The 14306-nt window shown below is 66.5% G+C and carries 17 protein-coding genes; 11 read left to right on the top strand and 6 right to left on the bottom strand.

The annotated features are described in order from the left end of the window. Window positions 1-14 precede the first annotated feature (14 nt). Together AC5Y6Y_RS12205 and AC5Y6Y_RS12200 are read left to right on the top strand one after the other, a co-directional pair. Window positions 15-1496, top strand: coding sequence for a flavin-containing monooxygenase (locus AC5Y6Y_RS12205; protein WP_473138745.1), 1482 nt, complete (start codon window positions 15-17; stop codon window positions 1494-1496). A 9-nt stretch (window positions 1497-1505) separates the two neighbouring features. Beyond that, complete coding sequence (locus tag AC5Y6Y_RS12200) at window positions 1506-2276, top strand: MerR family transcriptional regulator (protein WP_473138746.1); 771 nt, start codon at window positions 1506-1508, stop codon at window positions 2274-2276. Between the two features lie 27 nt (window positions 2277-2303). On the opposite strand, the gene rnhA is transcribed toward AC5Y6Y_RS12200, so the two are convergent. After that, the gene (gene rnhA, locus AC5Y6Y_RS12195; RefSeq protein WP_463826353.1) at window positions 2304-2753 is read right to left on the bottom strand and encodes a ribonuclease HI; all 450 of its coding nucleotides are present in this window, start codon (window positions 2751-2753) and stop codon (window positions 2304-2306) included. 91 nt (window positions 2754-2844) lie between these two features. Between rnhA and yaaA the strand changes: the two genes are divergently transcribed. The 3 genes from yaaA (at window position 2845) to AC5Y6Y_RS12180 (ending at window position 4703) form a co-directional block, all read left to right on the top strand. Next, window positions 2845-3597: a peroxide stress protein YaaA gene (yaaA, locus tag AC5Y6Y_RS12190; RefSeq protein WP_473138747.1), complete on the top strand. Its 753-nt coding sequence runs from the start codon at window positions 2845-2847 to the stop codon at window positions 3595-3597. Between the two features lie 92 nt (window positions 3598-3689). After that, window positions 3690-4046 carry a type II toxin-antitoxin system prevent-host-death family antitoxin gene (locus AC5Y6Y_RS12185; RefSeq protein ID WP_463826354.1) on the top strand — a complete coding sequence of 119 codons (357 nt, stop codon included), beginning with the start codon at window positions 3690-3692 and terminating at the stop codon, window positions 4044-4046. 12 nt (window positions 4047-4058) lie between these two features. Continuing rightward, window positions 4059-4703 (top strand): ATPase, encoded by a 645-nt coding sequence (locus AC5Y6Y_RS12180; RefSeq protein ID WP_473138748.1) that lies wholly within the window; start codon window positions 4059-4061, stop codon window positions 4701-4703. A 2-nt stretch (window positions 4704-4705) separates the two neighbouring features. Here AC5Y6Y_RS12180 and AC5Y6Y_RS12175 read toward each other — a convergent pair whose 3' ends face one another. Together AC5Y6Y_RS12175 and AC5Y6Y_RS12170 are read right to left on the bottom strand one after the other, a co-directional pair. Next, window positions 4706-5731, bottom strand: coding sequence for a fused (3R)-hydroxyacyl-ACP dehydratase subunits HadA/HadB (locus AC5Y6Y_RS12175; protein ID WP_473138749.1), 1026 nt, complete (start codon window positions 5729-5731; stop codon window positions 4706-4708). Window positions 5732-5782: 51 nt separating this feature from the next. Continuing rightward, a complete protein-coding gene (locus AC5Y6Y_RS12170) occupies window positions 5783-6583 on the bottom strand; it encodes a DNA-formamidopyrimidine glycosylase family protein (protein WP_473138750.1) in 801 nt (266 codons plus the stop codon). Between the two features lie 179 nt (window positions 6584-6762). On the opposite strand from AC5Y6Y_RS12170, the gene AC5Y6Y_RS12165 reads away from it, so the two are divergent. Continuing rightward, window positions 6763-7578, top strand: coding sequence for an SDR family oxidoreductase (locus AC5Y6Y_RS12165; RefSeq protein WP_463826358.1), 816 nt, complete (start codon window positions 6763-6765; stop codon window positions 7576-7578). A 25-nt stretch (window positions 7579-7603) separates the two neighbouring features. Here the strand turns inward: AC5Y6Y_RS12165 and AC5Y6Y_RS12160 are convergent, their stop codons facing one another. Both AC5Y6Y_RS12160 and AC5Y6Y_RS12155 read right to left on the bottom strand, forming a co-directional pair. Continuing rightward, window positions 7604-8524: an SDR family NAD(P)-dependent oxidoreductase gene (locus AC5Y6Y_RS12160; RefSeq protein WP_473138751.1), complete on the bottom strand. Its 921-nt coding sequence runs from the start codon at window positions 8522-8524 to the stop codon at window positions 7604-7606. A gap of 61 nt (window positions 8525-8585) precedes the next feature. After that, on the bottom strand, window positions 8586-9719 hold the full coding sequence (locus AC5Y6Y_RS12155) for a glycosyltransferase (protein ID WP_473138752.1): 1134 nt from the start codon (window positions 9717-9719) through the stop codon (window positions 8586-8588). Window positions 9720-9840: 121 nt separating this feature from the next. Between AC5Y6Y_RS12155 and AC5Y6Y_RS12150 the strand changes: the two genes are divergently transcribed. From AC5Y6Y_RS12150 to AC5Y6Y_RS12135, 4 genes are all read left to right on the top strand, one after another. Continuing rightward, window positions 9841-10179: an ArsR/SmtB family transcription factor gene (locus AC5Y6Y_RS12150; RefSeq protein ID WP_463826361.1), complete on the top strand. Its 339-nt coding sequence runs from the start codon at window positions 9841-9843 to the stop codon at window positions 10177-10179. A 2-nt stretch (window positions 10180-10181) separates the two neighbouring features. Further along, window positions 10182-10667, top strand: coding sequence for an SRPBCC family protein (locus AC5Y6Y_RS12145; protein WP_473138753.1), 486 nt, complete (start codon window positions 10182-10184; stop codon window positions 10665-10667). A gap of 109 nt (window positions 10668-10776) precedes the next feature. Then, a complete protein-coding gene (locus AC5Y6Y_RS12140; protein WP_473138934.1) occupies window positions 10777-11778 on the top strand; it encodes a glycoside hydrolase family 6 protein in 1002 nt (333 codons plus the stop codon). Next, complete coding sequence (locus tag AC5Y6Y_RS12135; protein ID WP_473138754.1) at window positions 11750-12970, top strand: cytochrome P450; 1221 nt, start codon at window positions 11750-11752, stop codon at window positions 12968-12970. The genes AC5Y6Y_RS12140 and AC5Y6Y_RS12135 overlap by 29 nt, the downstream gene beginning before the upstream one ends. Window positions 12971-13010: 40 nt before the next feature. Here the strand turns inward: AC5Y6Y_RS12135 and AC5Y6Y_RS12130 are convergent, their stop codons facing one another. Next, window positions 13011-13625 (bottom strand): hypothetical protein, encoded by a 615-nt coding sequence (locus AC5Y6Y_RS12130; RefSeq protein ID WP_473138935.1) that lies wholly within the window; start codon window positions 13623-13625, stop codon window positions 13011-13013. A gap of 90 nt (window positions 13626-13715) precedes the next feature. Between AC5Y6Y_RS12130 and AC5Y6Y_RS12125 the strand changes: the two genes are divergently transcribed. Beyond that, window positions 13716-14291, top strand: coding sequence for a TetR/AcrR family transcriptional regulator (locus tag AC5Y6Y_RS12125; RefSeq protein WP_473138755.1), 576 nt, complete (start codon window positions 13716-13718; stop codon window positions 14289-14291). Window positions 14292-14306 lie beyond the last annotated feature (15 nt).

The following is a 14306-nucleotide window of genomic DNA, read 5'->3' as shown; positions in this document are numbered from 1 at the left end:
TGGAGCCCCACGACATGATTTCCGTAGCAATCATCGGTGCCGGGTTCGCCGGCATCGGCGCCGCAATCCGCCTCAAAGACCGCGGCATCACCGACTTTGCGATCTTCGAGCGGGATACCCGGGTGGGAGGCACCTGGCGAGACAACACGTATCCCGGTGCGGCGTGCGACATCCCGTCTCGCTTGTATTCCTACAGTTTCGCGCCGAACCCGGACTGGTCGCGCACCTATTCGGGCAGTGCCGAGATCCTGCAGTACATCGACGGCATGGTCGAATCCCGCGGCATCGCACCGCACATCCGCTTCGCGCACAACGTCACCGGCGTCGTCTACGACGAGGCGCAGGGACAGTGGACGCTCAGTTTTGCCGACCGTGAACCGGTCCGCGCCCGCACCGTCATCGTTGCCTCGGGCCCGCTGTCGAACGCGAGCTTGCCCAACCTGCCAGGCATCGACACGTATGCGGGACGCAAAATCCACAGCGCCCGTTGGGATCACGACTACGACTTCACCGGTAAAAAGGTCGCGGTGATCGGTACCGGCGCCAGCGCCGTGCAGATCATCCCGGAATTGGTCAAGGTCGCCGAATCGGTCAAGGTGTTCCAACGCACGCCGGGGTGGGTGCTGCCGAAGTTCAACGGCGAGGTCAGCGGGTGGATCAAACGTGTCCATAAGGAACTGCCGCTGGCCGGCAAGCTGGTCCGGTCCGCCTGGTACTGGGGACACGAGTCGGTAGCGCTCGGCGTGGTGTGGGATACCCCGTTCACCCGGGTGGTGGAGGCCGTGAGCCGGGCCAATCTGCGGGTGCAGGTACGGGATCCGTGGATGCGGCGCCAGCTGCAGCCGGACTTCTCGGCCGGTTGCAAACGGCTGCTGATGACCAGTGACTACTATCCGGCGCTGCAAGCCGAGAACTGCAAACTGGTGACCTGGCCGATTGCCCGGTTGTCGCCCAAGGGAATTCGGACGGTCGAGGGCATCGAGCATCACTTCGACGCCATCGTGTTCGCTACCGGCTTCGACGTGTCCACGACCGGATCGCCGATCCCGGTCACCGGGATCGAGGGCAGGGAACTGGCCTCGGAGTGGAGCAAAGGTGCATACGCCTATCGCAGCGTTGCCGTATCCGGTTATCCCAACCTGTTTTTCACCTTCGGGCCGAACTCCGGACCGGGCCACAGCTCGGCGCTGGTGTACATGGAGGCCCAGATCGACTACATCGTCGCGGCGATTTTCAAGCTGCTGGAATTCGGTTGGAAGTCGCTCGACGTCCGGCCCGAGGTGCAGGACCGGTACAACGAGGACATCCAGCGGCGCCTGCAAGCCACCACCTGGAACTCCGGCTGCCAGAGCTGGTACCTGACCGAGGACGGCTTCAACGCCACCATGTATCCCGGCTTTGCCACCCAGTACGTGAAACAACTGAAGGCACTGGATCTGCAGGATTACAAGATCACCGCAGCACTGAACACCGCCGATCCGGTTCTCACCGGATAGGCTCCCCCGGTGACCGAGTACCGCATCGACGACCTTGCGCGCGAAGCGGGTACCACCACCCGCAACGTGCGGGTCTACCAGGAGAACGGCCTGCTGGCTCGTCCCCAGCGGCGCGGCCGGGTGTCGATCTACACCGACCGGCACCTCAGCCAGCTGCAGGCGGTCACCCGACTGCTCAAAGAAGGCTTCACCGTCAAGCACATCCTGAAATTCGTGACCGGTCTGCAGAGCGGTCAGGAGCTGGTCGAGGTGCTGGACCTCGCGGACCTGGGCGAGTTGGTGACCTCGCCGTGGTCACACCCGGAGTCGCGGGTCATGTCGTTGGAGCAGTTGCAGGACAAGCTCGGTCCCCTGGACGCAAAGACGCTTCGCCGGCTGTGCAGCAGCGGGGTGATCGAACCTTCCGGTGACGGCTACCTGGTGCCGGACCGCCGGATCATCAACGACTTTGCGACCCTGATGTCTCGCGGTATGCCGCTGGCCGCCATCTTGACGACGTCCGGGGCGGTGGACAAGAAACTCGACGACGCGGCGCGTGCGCTGGCACGGCACGGACACACCGAAATCGTCCGGCAACGCGGCAGCGGCTGGTATCCCACCAACGATGCCGAATTGGCCTGGGCCGCAGACATTATCGATGTCATGCGGCGGGTGGCACGACGTTCCGCCCAGGCCAGCCTGGACCGGGCACTCGATGAAGCAGTGCGCGCCGAAATGCGCGAATACCGCCAGGCGGCAGTACAAACCAGCGCCCCGGACGTGTCGACGGCTGCCCGGTAATCGGGGAGCCTCGGCCCGGGGAATGCGTCACGCCGACGCCGCGACCGCTTCCCGCAACCCCCGGGTCGCCAACACGTCAGCCAATTCGTTGTCCGCGACGCCGGAGTGGCCCTTCACCCAGAACCATTCGACTTGATGTCTGGCACAAGCGATCTGGAGCCGGCGCCACAGGTCGACATTCTTCACCGGCTGCTTTGCCGCGGTCTGCCAGCCGTTGCGCTCCCAGCCGAGCACCCACTTGGTGATGCCGTTGCGGACGTAGGTGCTGTCGGTGTAGAGGTGCACCAGCACGGGTCTGGTCAGGGCTTCGAGCGCCATGATCGGCGCGGTCAACTCCATCCGGTTATTGCTTGTCGGACCGGGCTCACCGCCACACATCTCGCGGACGTGCTGTCGTTGCCGCAGCACCGCTCCCCAACCGCCGGGGCCGGGATTGGGGCGGCAACCTCCGTCGGTGTGGATGACAACGGGATCCATCGGATCAGTTTCGCACCTCGACCGATGGGTCCCGCTGACGCACCTGGGACGTGTCGCGCGAGCCGCGGTCGACGGCCTAGAGTCGGCTCCCGTGATCGTGCTGCTGCCGCCGTCGGAAACCAAACGGGACGGTGGCACCCCAACCCCACTGCACCTCGAACAACTCAGCAATCCTGGTCTCAACCAGCTGCGTTCTGCGCTGATCGGCGAACTCGTCGACCTCGCATCCGACCCAGCGGCATGCAGAGCGGCACTGGCGATCTCATCTGGACAGGACGCCGCGATCGCGCACAACGCCACCCTGCGTACGGCGCCGACGCTGCCGGCCATCCGCCGCTACACCGGCGTCCTGTACGACGCCTTGGATATCGACTCGCTCAACGGCGCCCAAGCAGCGCGCGCGCATGCCCGGCTGGCCATCGGCTCGGCGTTGTTCGGGCTGCTTCGCGCCGACGATCAGGTGCCCACCTACCGGCTTTCGGCGACGTCGAAACTGCCCGCGAAACCCACGCTGGCCGCCCGGTGGCGGCCCCTGCTGGAGCCGCTGCTTGCCGAACTGGCCGGCGAACACCTGATCGTGGATCTGCGTTCCGGATCCTATGCAGCGCTGGGCAGGACACCGACTGCGGTCCGCGTGGAGGTACTGAACGAGCACCCTGACGGTCGCCGCACCGTCGTCTCCCATTTCAACAAGGCCCACAAGGGCCGGTTGGCGCGCGCGCTGGCCGCCAGCCGCGCCGAGCCCGACAACGCGGCCGCGGTAGCTGCCGTCGCCCGCCGGGCGGGTATGTGCGTGGAGCGCAACGGAAATGACCTGACCGTCGTCGTCACCCCGGACCGATGACCGCGGTGGCCGACGAATGAGCTTTTTTAGCCAAAATAGACAATTCGGTTAGAATCAGGGTCAAGAGTCACAAACTCGGCAGAGGAGGCGCAATGTCCACCGTCACGTTCCGCAACCGCGAGGGCCGGCTGGTCGATGTGCCGACGGTGGCTGCCAGCCGGCTCAAGAATGAGTTCGGCTCGGTCTTCGAACAGGCCGCAGTGGACGGCGCGGTCGTGATCACCAAACACAACACTCCCAGAGCGGTGCTGGTGGCGTTCGCAGAGTTCGAAGCATTGGTCAACTCGGTCACCCCGGACCTGAACGCGCTCGGTGGCCAGTTCGACGAGCTGCTGGCGGCGATGCAGACGCCGCAGGCCAAAGCGGGTGTGGCAGCGGCGTTCAACGCCACCCCCGAAGAGCTCGGCACCGCGGCGGTGGCGGCGGCCAAGCCCGCGAAACGGCGGTAGCCCGGCCGGCCCGTGGCTCGCAAAGCACCTGTCGCGCCGCGACTGTATGTTCTGGCGGGCGTCAACGGCGCCGGCAAAAGCAGCATCGGCGGTGCCGCGATCCGCGCCGCCGGGGGTGAGTACTACAACCCCGATGAGGCGGCCCGTGCGCTACGGCGGTCCAATCCGAGCTGGGACCAAACCGAGTCGAACGCCGCGGCGTGGCAGCAGGGCCGAAAACTGTTGGAACGGGCGATAACTGAACGACTCGATTTCACCTTCGAGACCACCCTCGGCGGCAACACCATGCCGGCTCTGATTTCCCGGGCCGCCGCTGAGGGAATCGAGGTTCGGGTCTTCTACGTGGGGCTGGAAAGCGCCGAAGCCCACATCGAGCGGGTGCGGCACCGGGTCCGAGCCGGCGGTCACGATATCCCGGAAGCTGCGATCCGCCGCCGCTACCGGCACAGCCTGCTCAATCTGGTGCACGTGCTGCCGGTACTGACCGAGCTGCGGGTGTACGACAACTCGGCGGATGCTGATCCCGCAACCGGCCACACCCCACTTCTGCGGCTGGTGCTGCACGTGGACCGAGGTCGCATCGTGGGACCACCCGATCTGGCTGCGACCCCTCGCTGGGCGAAACCCGTTGTCGCCGCGGCCCTTCGAAATGGGTGAGGTCAGCGGAACCGCACGTTGAGCGTCGCCAACCCGAAGATCTTCTTGCCTGCAGATTTGGCGCCGACCAGGACAACACCGGACCGGGTCGCCGGGTCCAGCGATTTGATCCGACCGCTGAATTCGATGTCGGCGCCCTCGATCGCAGAGACGATAGCGGGCGCCGACAACCGGACCGCGAATCGGGTCACCGCACCGGGGTCGCCCGTCCACGCGGAGGCGTAGCCGGCACCCAGACCCATGGTGAGCATGCCGTGGGCGATGACGTCGGGCAGCCCGGCGAGCCTGGCCAGGTTCTCGTCCCAGTGGATCGGGTTCGCGTCGCCGGCGACGCCGGAATAATTCACCACGTCACCGCGGGACAGGTGCGCGTTGTGCAGCGGTAGCTCATCACCCACCTGCACGTCGTCGAAGGACGGTGTGCCGGGCATCCGGTTGCCCCCGTCGGCGATGCGGAACTCGCCGTCGGGACGCACGGTCTTGCGGTAGTCGGTGTCGGATTCCTCGCTCACCAGCACTTTCACGTCGTGCATCATGGCGTTCTGCACAGCGGCTTTGATGGCCGGATCGACCTCTTCGGTGGTCACCCCCACCACCGTGGTGTGCAGGGTGTGCACCCGCTCGCCGGACTGGTCGGTGAAGGTGTTGGTGACCGTGATCAGCTCCCTGCCGGCGACTTTGCGCACCGCCGTCAGCTCGACGTCGACGTGCAGTTCGTCGCCGGCCACAATTGGCCGATGCTGCTCGAAGACTTCTTCGGTCTGCACGTACGTGTCGTAGCCGACGACCACGGTTTCGAACATGCGGCGATTGCACGCCATACCCGGGACCGAGGTGAACGTCAGCGGCGCCACCAGGTCTGAATAGCCCAGCGCGCCCGCGGCAGCCACGTCCCAGTGCGCGGGGTGGTAGTCCTGCACCGCGCGTGCGTATTCGCGCACTTTCTCGCGGCCGACCAGGTAGGTGTTGTCCATCCGGTAGTAGTGGCCGACTCGTGCCTCGATCGCCGACGCCTCTGCTGTCGTCATGAAATGCCCAACTTTTCTGTCGGCTTGTTCACGGAAGCCGACCAAAGCACACTAACGTGCCGGGCCTGGTTGGCAGTTCGGACACCACCAGGTCCGACGCCGTTCCGGGTCGTTGGGCACCTCGGCGACCACCTGCACCTCGGTGCCGCAGCGCAGGCACGGCCGGCCCGCGCGTCCGGCCACCCAGTGCTGCCCACCCTTACCCCGGCGGCCGGTCGTCACCTGCATCGCACCGGGGAAGGTCGCCGAATGGCGCAATGCGCGCGAACCCACCTCCAGCAACGCGGGGACGTCGACCGCCCCGATCGGCGTCCACGGGTTGTGCCCGCGCAGGAAGCACAGTTCGTTGGCCCACAGGTTGCCGAACCCGGCAACACACCGCTGGTCGAGTAGCGCGGCGACCAGGGGCCGACCGGGATCAGCGGTGAGTCGCCGAGTCGCCTCGGCGGGATCCCAGTCCGCACGTAGCGGGTCGGGGCCGAGGTGACCGACCACGCACGTCTCGTCCCTGGTGCGCAGCAGTTCGACCACCGGCAGCCGGATGCCGTAGGCCGCGGGGCCGTCCGTGCGCAGCACCACCCGGACATCGGGCATCACCGCCGACGGCAGCCGGCGACCGGCCAGGGAGATGGTCCACGAGCCGGACATCTTCAGGTGGGTGTGCAGGGTGAGGTCGCCGGACAGCCGGGTCAGTAGGTGCTTGCCGTGTGTGACGTGCGCCTGCACCGTTCGCCCGACCAGGTCCGCCGTGGCATGGGACGGCACGCGTAGTTCGCCGTGGGTCAGGACGCGATCGACCAGGGCTGCGTCGAGGCGGCGGGCCAGGGCGTACACGGTGTCGCCTTCAGGCATGCGGCCTACACACGGCCCTTCCGGACCAGGTTCCCGACAGCCACTTCGGGGACTTACCCGTGTTCGAGGCCGGCGAATCTGGCCGGAGCTCTATCCCTGGACGCGATTGGACGGTATTGGTCATGGAACGGGTATATGTGCCGGAGAATCGTCGACGCCCCCACAGGAGGAGCAAAGCTATGGAATCGGTCAAGGGAACCAACGTCCTGGTCACGGGGGCCGCCATGGGCCTGGGCAAGCTGTTTGCCACCCAGGCCGTGCAGGAAGGTGCTTCCGCGGTGGTGCTGTGGGATGCCAACGAAGCCGCGCTCAAGGACACTGCAGCCGAGTTGGAAGCAGCTGGCGGCACGGTTCATTACGAAACCGTCGACGTCACCTCGCAGGAGAAGGTGGCCGAGGCCGCCGAGCGGACCCGCAGCGAGGTCGGCCGGATCGACGTGCTGTTCAACAACGCCGGCATCGTGCGCGGCAACGGCTACTTCTGGGAGAACGAGCCGAAAGACTTCACGCTGACCATGGAAGTCAACTCCATCGGCCCGATGTTGGTGACCCGCGAATTCCTGCCCGCGATGATCGAGTCCACGGGGCAATGCCGCATCGTCAACATCGCCTCGTCGGCCGGGCTCAACGCCATCCCCCGGATGGCCGCGTATTCCGCCTCCAAGTGGGCGGCGATCGGCTTCTCCGACTCCGTGCGCCTGGAGCTGGAACAGGCGGGCTTCGACCAGGTCAAGGTCACCACGGTCTGCCCGACCTACATCAACACCGGAATGTTCGACGGTGCCAAGGGCATCCTGTTCACCCCGATGCTCGAGCAGGAGGACGTGGTAGCGCGCACGTGGACGGCGATGCTCGCCGGTGACCCGTTCGTCGTCATGCCGTGGACGTCGAAGATGAACAAGGTACTCACCGCGGTGTTGCCGATCCGGCTGCGCGACTTCTACTTGCGCCGGGTCGGTGTATACAACTCGATGGACGAGTTCTCCGGGCACTGACGCGGCTCAGCGACACCGGGCGAAGTCAATCGTCGTTGTCCTCGGCCTGCATCCGCTCCCGGATGCCGCCGCCCACCGTGGTGCCTTCGGCCATCGGTTCGTAGATGGATCCGGTGGTGGGCGGAAGGGGGGCCGCTTTCTCGGCTTCTGACTGAGCCGTCTTGGCGGACAGCCGCTCGGTGAGACCCGGGAAGAGGTTGTGGGAGATGTTGGCGGCGTGCGCTTTTGCGCCGACGGGTTGCTGTTCCTTGGGGTCGGTGCAGGCTTTGACGATGGCGTCCACCACGATCTGCGGGTCGTCCATCGCCGCCATCCGCGGCGCGTGACCGGTGTAGTTCGCCGCATGGGTCCACCACGGTGTGTCGACCGCCCACGGCATGATGGTGCCGACCTTGATGTCGGTGTCGCCGGCCAGTCGCAGTTCTTCGGTCAGCGAACGTCCCAGGCTCAGCACCGCCGCCTTGGTCGCGGCGTAGGTGTTTTGCAGGGCCAGGGGAACTTCGCTGTCGACCGAGCCGATATTGATCAGCGTGCCCTTGCCCTGTGCGCGAAAGTGCCGCAACGCGGCGTGGGCGCCGTAGATCAGTCCCTTGAGGTTCACGTCCACGAGACGGGCGTGATCCTCGATGGGAATGTCCCAGAACAGTCCGAGCGCTCCCACTCCGACGTTGTTGATCCAGACGTCGATGTTGCCGAACCGTTCCATCGTCACCGCGGCGAGGTTGGCGATCTGGTTGGCGTCGCTCACGTCAGTGGGCACCACCAGCGCGGTGCCACCCGTCCGGTCGATTTCAGCGGCCAGTTCATCGAGGACGTGCTGACGGCGCGCCGCCAGCACGACATTCGCGCCCTGACGGGCGAGTTCCAGCGCCACACCGCGGCCGAAACCACTGGAGGCACCGGTGATCACCACCGTGGTGCCTTTGACAGAAGTGGAATCGCTCATCTCAGATCCTTCGGCTCGGAGCACTGGATAACGCATGCGCGTATACCCGCAATGCAACGGACTACTCGGCGTGTGCGAGTCCGCTGACTGTGTGACGCGGCACCGAGGTGCGCGCCGGTCGCCTTCGCCGGAGGATCAAACTGCGGTACAGCGCAATGTATTTGGCGACCATCGCGTCGAGACCGTGACGCTCGACGGCGATCCTGCGTACTGTCGCGCGGGACAGGGCAACGGCCGCGGGAATGGCCGCCGCCATGGCCGTCACATCGCCGCCGGCCACCAGGCGACCGCAGGATTCGTCCAGCAGCTCGGGGATGCCGCCGCGCGCGAAAGCCACCACCGGAGTCCCGCACGCCATGGCTTCGGCAACCACCAAGCCGTACGGTTCGTCCCATAGCGGCGTCGCCAGTGCCGCGGCGGCACCTCCCACCAGTGCCGCCAGGTGTCGCTGGTCGAGGTGGCCCGCGTAGCTGACGCCGTCGCCGAGGTGCGGCGCGATCCGCCGCCGGAAGAAGTCACGATCCACCACGGGCCCGGCGAGCACAAGCCGGTACCCCGCCCGTCGCGCCGCCTCGATCGCGAGCTGCGGACCCTTCTCCGGGACCAGCCGGCCCGACCACACCAGATACGCCCCACCGGTACCCGCCGGCCAACGCTCGACGTCGATCCCGTTCGGCACCACCGCTATTCGGCTGGCGCCGGCATCTGCCCACGCGGCAGCGGCCCGGCGGCTGACCGTTGCGTAGGCCATACCGCGGACCGCACCGACCGCGGCCTCCAGCAGGGGCAACGGCGGGGTGTGGAGGGTGGTCAGCATCGGGGTGGCCAGCCGAGGCGCCATCATGATCGGGACGTAATGCAGGGTGTGATTGTGCACCACGTCGAACCGGGCGCCGCCGTCCCGGATCAGCTCGGCCATCAGGGTGACAAACGCGCGGTGATGAGATTCCTTCACCGCTCCGGGCCGCGGAAACGGTTGTGCGGCAGCGGGACTGCACGTCAGGTCGATGAGCGACAGGCCGGGGTGTGACACTTCGGGGGCCGAACCCGCCGCCGCGAACAGGGTCACCTGGTGCCCGTGCCGGGCCAGGGCACCGGCCAGGTGCCCGATGTGCGCCTCCAGCCCACCGGCAAACGGCTCGCGGATCGGGAAGTGATTGTGCGCGAGCAGTGCGATACGCAGGGCTGCGCACACCAGAACTCCTGACGGATCGACGGACAGGACACCGGTGTGTCTGTACCCGCGCTGAACGACTTCCTGCAGCGGCTCGGCGACCTCTTGACAACATACAACCAATTGGTTGTATGTTAGTGCGGTGACCGTGGATCTCGAGGACCGGGCTGACGCTCTGTTCCATGCGCTCGCCGACCGGACCCGGCGCGACATCATGCGTCGGGTGTTGACGGGCGAGCATTCGGTTTCCGCGCTCGCAGTGAAATACGAGATGAGTTTCGCGGCGGTGCAAAAGCACGTCGCGGTGCTGGAACGAGCCGGCCTGCTCACCAAGCGACGTACCGGTCGCGAGCAGTTGGCCAGTGGCGACGTGGCAGCGGTGCGATCGGTGGCATCGATGCTCGCGGAGCTGGAATCCCTGTGGCGTCACCGGGTGGCGAGCATCGACGAACTCATCTCATCGGACCCGAAGGAGGACTGAACATGCCCGTGACCGACGTCCAGCAGGACCTCGACAATCTGACGCTGACCATCACCGCCGACTTTGCCGCGCCGGTGCAGCGGATCTGGCAGGTCTACGCCGACCCGCGTCAGCTGGAGAAGGTGTGGGGGCCACCGGAGTACCCGGCGACCTTCGTCGACCACGATCTGTCGCCCGGCGGTCGCATGACGTACTACATGACCGGCCCGCACGGGGAGAAGTACGCCGGGTACTGGCAGATCACCGCCGTCGAGGAGCCGACGAGCTTCTCCTTCGACGACGGCTTCGCGGACGAGGACTTCACGCCGAACGCCGAAATGCCGGTTTCCAAGAACGTCTACACCTTCGCCGAGCACGACGGCCACACCCGCGCCACGTTCGTCAGCACCTACGAATCCGCTGCGGCGCTGCAGCAGGTGCTGGACATGGGCGTGGTCGAGGGCAGCACGGAGGCGATCAATCAGATCGACGACCTCGTCGCTTCCTGAATCCGGCGTAGCTTCACCACTGCGCTGCGGCGCTGGGCCGGTCTCATCGCTGCGTCCGCGCCCGCATCGGCTGGCGATTATCACGATTCGGCACTATTTTGCTTTCGTGATGATCTCAGCTGCGCGCGCAGCCGCACGATGGATGGTCCCTTTCCTGGCAGCCGTGGCCGTTGTCGCCGCAGGCCTGACCGCGCCGGTCACGTCCACCCCGGCGATACGTCTGACCGATTCGGGCAACCCGCTGGCCGGACAACCCTTCTATGTCGACCCGTCGTCGGCCGCGATGAACGCCGCGCGCGGCGCCAATCCGCCCAGCGCGCAGCTCACCGCGATCGCCAACACGCCGCAGTCGTACTGGCTCGACCAGGCTTTTCCCGCCGGTTCGGTCGGTGGCCGGGTCGCCAGCTACGTCGGCGCGGCGCAGGCGGCCGGCAGCATGCCGATCATCACCCTCTATGCCATCCCGCATCGCGACTGCGGCAGCTACGCGTCCGGCGGCTTCGGATCTGGCGCGGACTACAGCGGGTGGATCGATTCGATCTCCGCTGGGCTCGGCGCCTCGCCGGTGGCGATCATCGTCGAACCCGACGCGCTTGCCATGGCCGATTGCTTGTCCGGCGACCAGCGTCAGGAGCGTTACAGCCTGGTGCGGTACGCCGTCGACACCTTGACCCGCGATCCGAACGCCGCGGTGTACGTCGACGGTGGACACTCGCGCTGGGTGAGCGCGGAGGAAATGGCCAACCGGCTCAATGCCGCCGGCGTCGGCCACGCGCGCGGGTTCAGTCTGAACGTGTCGAACTTCTTCACCACCGATGAGGAGACCGGCTACGGCGAGGCGATTTCCGGGATGACGGGCGGAGCGCACTACGTGATCGACACCGGCCGCAATGGTGCGGGACCTGCACCGGATTCTGCGCTCAGCTGGTGCAACCCCAGCGGGCGGGCGTTGGGCACCCCGCCCACGACGGCCACCGCCGGTGGGCACGCCGACGCCTATCTATGGATCAAACGGCCCGGGGAGTCCGACGGATCGTGCAACGGCGGGCCGTCGGCCGGACGGTTCGTCAGCTCGTACGCAATTGAGCTGGGCCAAAACGCCGGTCAATAAGGACGCCGCCCCCGACGTCGACCTCACCGACGGGCGGTTCTACGCGAGTGGTGAAGCTCGCGCCGTTTACCGCTGGATGCGTACCCATCGCCCGGTCTTTCGGGACCGCAATGGCCTTGCGGCCGCCGCGAGTTACCGCGCGGTGCTCGAGGCCGAACGCGATCCGGGCCTGTTCTCCAATGCCGGTGGTATCCGACCGGCGACGCCGCCGCTGCTGCACATGATCGACATGGACGACCCGGCGCACCTGCTGCGCCGCAAACTCGTCAACACCGGCTTCACCCGCAAACGCGTTGCCGCCCATACAGATTCGATTCAGTCGCTGTGCGACGCCCTGATCGACGCGGTCTGCGAAACCGGCGGATGCGACTTCGTGACCGATATCGCCGCGCCTCTGCCGATGGCGGTGATCGGCGACATGCTGGGCGTGCTGCCGCACGAGCGCGACATGTTCCTGGCGTGGTCTGACGACATGGTCGTCGCGCTGAGTTCGACGGCCACACCGGAGTTGCTCGCGCGCTCCGTGGCGTCGCTGACTGCGTACCACGCGCACATGCACGAGTTGATCGGGCGGCGGCGCCGCGATCCGGGTGACGACCTGGTCAGCGTTCTGGTGGAGGCTGAGATCGACGGGCGCCGCCTGTCCGACGACGAGATCGCCGCCGAGACCCTGCTCATTCTCATCGGCGGCGACGAGACCACCCGGCACACCCTGTCTGGTGGAGTCGCGGCGCTCGTGGCGCGGCCACGGCAGTGGGACGCGCTGCGCGCCGATCCGGGTCTGCTCGGAACAGCGATCGAAGAAATGCTGCGCTGGACCTCGCCGGTGAAGAACATGTGCCGCCTGGTCACCGCTGACAACGTGTTTCACGGAACGCAGTTGTATGCCGGGGAGAAGATCCTGCTGATGTTCGAGTCGGCCAACTTCGACGAGACGGTGTTCGCCGACCCTGACGACTTCGACATTCGCCGAAATCCGAACAACCACCTGGCATTCGGCTTCGGTACCCACTTCTGCCTGGGCAACCAGCTGGCGCGGCTGGAATTGACCACCATGGTGGGCACGGTGTTGCGCCGGCTCCCGGACCTGACCCTGGCCGACGGCGCCGAACTTCCGCTGCGGCCGGCCAATTTCGTCAGCGGGCTGGAATCGATGCCGGTCACTTTCGCGCCGACGCCGCGCCGGCGGTGACGGTCGTCGCCGCAGGACAGCACGTCGTCCACGGCTGCGGCTATCCCGCCGGCACCGAGTCCAGTTGCGGCAGCAGGTATTCCAGCTGCCCGACCTCTTCGATGTTGTGTCTGATCCAGGCCTGGACCATATGGTCGGGAAAACGCCGGTGCAGCATGCGGTTGACCGGCGCGAACAACGCGTTGCGCGCTCCGAGGTCGAGGACCGTGACGTAGTGTGCACCGTCAGAACCGGCCGACCAGGTGTGCTCCAGTTGGATGACGATGACGCCGGCGATGCGCGTGACCAGGCGGATACCTGTCTCGTCCAGCTTCTCCACCCGATCGGTCACGTCTACTTTGTATTCCGGCCGCGCGCCGAAGGCTTCGACGATCCGGAAGCGAGCGCCTTCGCCGGCGCCGCCACCCGGTGCGGGCTTCGCCAATTCCCAGCGGATGTGGTCAATCGGGTGCCAGGCGAGGTAGCGGTCGATGACTTCGCCTGCGTAGCGCATCGTCCCGTCCAGGTGGGTGAACCAATCGAGCAGCATCGCCGGGGTGATGCCGGTCAGCACTCGATGGTCGATGGTGACGCGGCGGCGATGGTGTGCGGCGGTGGTGCAGCGCACCGTCGCTGTGTCGACCGGGCGCAACGGGTAGCGGACGGGGCGACTCAGCATGACGGCCTCCAAGATACGGTATCGTTTCTCAAATTACGGTACGAGGCCATGCTGAGAAACGCAACCGTTTCTTTCTGAGGGAGTGTGATGCGTCGACGGCACGGTGCAGAACTCGACGCGGCAATCAGGGACGCAGTCCTGCGTCTCATCGGTTTGCACGGAGCCGCCGGCGTCACCATGGAGGCCGTCGCCACTGCCGCAGGAACGAGTAAACCGGTGCTCTACCGGCGCTGGCCCGACAGCCGTGCGTTGGTGCGCGACACCTTGATGCGCGTCGCCGTCACCGCGATTCCGCACCGGGACACCGGCAGCTACCGGCAGGACATGCTGGCGGTCCTGCGCGGCTGGGCGCAGCTGTTCACCGGGCCGCAGGCGGACGTCATCCGGGCCGGGATCGCTGCCGCAGCTCACGATCCTGTACTCGCCGAAACATTCCGCACCGACGTGATCGGTTGGCGCAAGCAGGAAATGGCCGAGCTGCTGGCCCGAGGGATCGCTCGCGGCGACGTGCGCGCTGATGTGCCGATCGAGATCGCCCGCGAACTCGGGCAGAGCGTGCTGTGGCACCGGCTGCTGGTTACCGGCGATCCCATCGACGAGCAGTTGATCGTCCAACTGGTCGACGAGGTGCTGGTTCCGTTCGTCACGCCACGACAGGTCTGACGAAACGGTTTGCCG

The organism is Mycobacterium sp. NGS24, from assembly GCF_059813065.1.
Note: the sequence above shows the minus strand (reverse complement) of the source record. Positions and strands in the feature narration are given on the sequence as shown.

What these genes read in the sequence shown, in the direction of transcription:
- rnhA (WP_463826353.1), bottom strand. Translation starts at nt 2,753, where the DNA reads ATGGATCCCGTTGTCATCCACACCGACGGAGGTTGCCGCCCCAATCCC.
- AC5Y6Y_RS12125 (WP_473138755.1), top strand. Translation starts at nt 13,716, where the DNA reads ATGCGTCGACGGCACGGTGCAGAACTCGACGCGGCAATCAGGGACGCA.
- AC5Y6Y_RS12175 (WP_473138749.1), bottom strand. Translation starts at nt 5,731, where the DNA reads ATGACGACAGCAGAGGCGTCGGCGATCGAGGCACGAGTCGGCCACTAC.
- AC5Y6Y_RS12165 (WP_463826358.1), top strand. Translation starts at nt 6,763, where the DNA reads ATGGAATCGGTCAAGGGAACCAACGTCCTGGTCACGGGGGCCGCCATG.
- AC5Y6Y_RS12205 (WP_473138745.1), top strand. Translation starts at nt 15, where the DNA reads ATGATTTCCGTAGCAATCATCGGTGCCGGGTTCGCCGGCATCGGCGCC.
- AC5Y6Y_RS12140 (WP_473138934.1), top strand. Translation starts at nt 10,777, where the DNA reads ATGATCTCAGCTGCGCGCGCAGCCGCACGATGGATGGTCCCTTTCCTG.
- AC5Y6Y_RS12145 (WP_473138753.1), top strand. Translation starts at nt 10,182, where the DNA reads ATGCCCGTGACCGACGTCCAGCAGGACCTCGACAATCTGACGCTGACC.
- AC5Y6Y_RS12185 (WP_463826354.1), top strand. Translation starts at nt 3,690, where the DNA reads ATGTCCACCGTCACGTTCCGCAACCGCGAGGGCCGGCTGGTCGATGTG.
- AC5Y6Y_RS12160 (WP_473138751.1), bottom strand. Translation starts at nt 8,524, where the DNA reads ATGAGCGATTCCACTTCTGTCAAAGGCACCACGGTGGTGATCACCGGT.
- AC5Y6Y_RS12170 (WP_473138750.1), bottom strand. Translation starts at nt 6,583, where the DNA reads ATGCCTGAAGGCGACACCGTGTACGCCCTGGCCCGCCGCCTCGACGCA.